The organism is Microbacterium sp. zg.Y909, from assembly GCF_024626565.1.
The window spans coordinates 1-3,397 of record NZ_JANJFJ010000441.1; the positions used below are offsets into that span (position 1 = coordinate 1).

At 71.0% G+C, this 3,397-nt stretch carries 3 protein-coding genes; 1 reads left to right on the forward strand and 2 read right to left on the reverse strand.

Translation table 11 applies throughout. The annotated features are described in order from the left end of the window. Window positions 1-477: alpha amylase C-terminal domain-containing protein (locus tag NQ160_RS20945; protein ID WP_257517011.1), on the forward strand; the 477-nt coding region annotated here is incomplete at its 5' end. A gap of 300 nt (window positions 478-777) precedes the next feature. On the opposite strand, the gene NQ160_RS20950 is transcribed toward NQ160_RS20945, so the two are convergent. Beyond that, entirely contained in the window at window positions 778-1,725 is a 948-nt protein-coding gene (locus NQ160_RS20950) for a tetratricopeptide repeat protein (protein ID WP_257517012.1), read from the reverse strand. Beyond that, window positions 1,722-3,397 (reverse strand): glycosyl transferase (locus NQ160_RS20955; protein ID WP_257517013.1); only part of this gene is annotated, 1,676 nt, incomplete at its 5' end. The genes NQ160_RS20950 and NQ160_RS20955, both read right to left, overlap by 4 nt.

Sequence of the window (3,397 nt, forward strand, 5' to 3'; positions counted from 1 at the left end):
GGCAAGCAGCTGCTGTTCATGGGTCAGGAGTTCGGGCAGATCGCGGAGTGGTCCGAGGGGCGCAGCCTCGACTGGTGGCTGCTGGACCAGCCGGCACACCAGCAGCTGCATTCCTATGTGGCGACGCTCAACCGGCTGTACCGGGAGCACCCCGCCCTCTGGCAGCGCGACCACGACGGCGCCGCGTTCTCACGGGTGGGCGGTCCCGTGTGGAACCCGAACGTCCTCGCCTTCGCGCGCCGCGACGATGACGGCGGTGTGGTCACGGTCGTCTGCAACTTCTCCGGTGTGCCGGTCCACGGGTTCGAGCTCGATCTGCCCGCTGCCGGCACGTGGCGCGAGGTGCTCAACACCGACGCCGCGGAATACGGCGGTTCGGGGGTCGGCAACATGGGCTCGGTCCACGCCGGCGAGGGCGGCCGCGCGACGATGGTGCTCCCCCCGCTCGGGGTGCTCTGGCTCCGCCACGAGGGCTGACCCACGCTTGCGGCTTTCGGGGCCGCGTGGCTTGCCCGCCACGCGGCCCCGACGCCTGCGCGATGTCGCGTGATTCGGTCGTCGCAACGGGCCTTTCGCGGGGCGCGTGACGGTCCCGATGCGACCACCGAAACGCGCCGAGCAGGAGCCCGCGACCCCGGCGCGCGCCCCGCGCCCGTTCGGTCGTCGCACACGGCCTTGGAGACGGCGCCAGGGGGACGGATGCGACGACCGAAGCACGCTCGGCGCGGAACGCCGAAAGCACGGCGCGCGGAGCGGTGACCGCGCGCCCCGTGCGGGTCAGAACATGAGGTTGGCCAGTGCGCGACGGGCCTGCAGCACGCGCGGGTCGGCGTCGCCGACGAGCCCGAACAGCTCCAGCAGACGCTCGCGCACCGGCGCACGCTCGTCGGTCCGAAGTTCCGCGAACAGCTGCAGCAGGCGCGTGAAGGCGTCCTCGACATGGCCGCCCGCAACATCCAGGTCGGCGACGGCGAACTGCGCCTGCACGTCATGCGGCGCGGCGGCCGCGGCGGCGCGGGTCGCCTGCAGGTCCAGCCCCTGCACGCGCTCGAGCAGTCGCACCTGTCCGAGGCCCGAGCGGGCCTCTTCATCGCGGGGGTTCTCGGCGAGAGCCTGCTCGTATGCGGCGGCTGCCCGCGCGTAGTCGCCGGCCTCGATGGCGTCGAAGGCCTCGGCGTGCAGCGGCGGCAACGCAGGCTCGGACTCCTCGGTGGCGGCGCCCGGCTCTCCCGCATCAACGGTGCCGGTCACGCCGTTCTGCGCGGCGAGCTGCAGCAGCTGGCCGAACACCTCGCGCACCTGCGCCTCGGGAACGGCGCCGGTGAACAGCGGCACCGGCTGGCCTGCGACGAGCGCGACGACCATCGGGATGGACTGGGCGCGGAAGCCCTGCGCGAGCTGCGGGTTGGCGTCGACGTCGACCTTCGCGAGCACGAGGCGGCCGGCGAGCTCGGTGACCACCTTCTCGAGCACGGGGCTCAGCTGCTTGCACGGCCCGCACCACTCGGCCCAGAGGTCCACGACGACGGGAACCGTGCGCGACAGCTCGAGGATCTCACCGAAGGTGGCGTCGGTCACGTCCACGATGAGGCTTGGAACGGATGCCGAAGGGCCGGCAGCTGCAGCACCGTCACCGGAGACCGCGGCGGGCGGCTGCGGGCGGCTGCGCAGCGAGGAGAGGTCTACGGCGCCGCGCAGAACGGAGCTGGTGGTGGGGTCGGTCACGGAATCACCTTCGCGTCGAGGATGTGGGAGCTGTACCCGAGCAGCTGGATCCGCTCGGTGGAGGACTTCGCCGGGACGTAGAAGAAGAGTTGGTCCCCGAAGGTCGTCGTGAACCCGGAGGCCGACTGCGTGGCCCCGGTGAGCGTCGACACCGTGGGGTTGCCGTCGAGCTTGATGACGGCATCCTCGGTGGTCGGCTTCACCGTCTCGTTCTCGTTCACCGTGACTGCGACGATGGCGCCGTTCTCGAGTGTGGACAGCGCAACGGGCGGCTGGGATCCCGCCACCGACTCGAACGTGAGACTGCCGGTCTGTGCACCCGTTTCATTGAACGCGGCGAGACGGGCTGCGCGGTCGGTCGTCACGCCCACGCGGAACTGGTCAGCGGCGTCGTCGAAGAGCTCGGCGTACTGACTCTCGTCACCCTTGTTGAGCACGTCGGCGTAGGCCGTGGCCAGATCCTCCGGCGCGATGGCGAGGAACGCATTGTCGGGTGAGACCTGCGTGGCGCCCACGTACGCCGGCGCGAGCGGGAGCTCGGTCGTGGCATCCAGACCGCCCAGGTACGACAGCTTGTACTCCGACCACGGGTCCTCCTGCGACAGGAACATGATCGTGTTGCCGGACTCCTCATCGCCGACCACCGCCATGAACGTGCGGGGCCACCCCTTGTACGCCTGCGGCAGCAGGATCGACAGCGGACCCGCCGGCACCGGCGGCAGCGCCTTCTGCTCGGCGATCGCCCCGCGCAGGGTGTAATTCGTGCGGCGCTCCGCGAGAGCGGGTCCCGTCAGCCGCGAGGCTGCGACGTCGGCGTCGAGTGACTCGTCGGCAGCGGCCACCTGCTCGGCGACGCGCTGAAGGATGCGCTCGGCTTGGGGCTCGGTGACCACCGGGGGCTGCTGGCTCTCCGGCGCGATCACGGTCGCGGTCGGCGTCGGTGTCGGTGAGGGTTCGAACTGCGGCCAGGACTCCGAAGAGCAGCCGGTGAAGAGCAGGCCGCTCATGGCCACCGCCGGAATCGCGATGAATCCGCGACGCTTGCCGGTAAGGGAACGGCGCCTCGGAGACGAGCTGACGACCCCCTTCCCCTCCTCCTCGACGGAGAGGTCGATCGGCTGGGTGTGCGGCATCGGAATGCCCTTGCGGCGCGGGCCGCGCGAGCGTCGGACATGGCGGATGCCGAGGATGTAGAGAACGATTCCGATGGCCAAGACGATGATGCCGCCCGCGATGAGGGGGCCGGCCCACGGAGTCGCGTTCGCGATCGGCCAGGTGATCGTCAGGCGCGACGGGGCGGGGGCGGTGCCGTCGGCGGCGATCAGCACGCTCATGTCCTCGGGTAGCTGCAGCGTCTGGATGAGCAGGTCCTCGTCGGTGAATTCGTCGAGCCAGAGGTCGGACCCTGCCGGGGACATCGGAGCGACGGTCGTCGCCGCATCATCGGTGGATGCGGTGCCCGCTGCTGCGTCGGCGGCTTCTGCGGAATCACCGGTCGCGGGCTCCGCCGGCGGGGAGACGACCTCGGATGCCACGACGCCGTCGTCCAGCGTGACGTGGGCGTACTCCCAGGGCGACAGCCAGGCCTCGAGGTCCGCAGTGCGGCCGTACGCGGCGAAGATCGCGCCCTCCCCCTGTGCGCGCAGTGTCTGAGAACCGGGCTGGCTGCGCA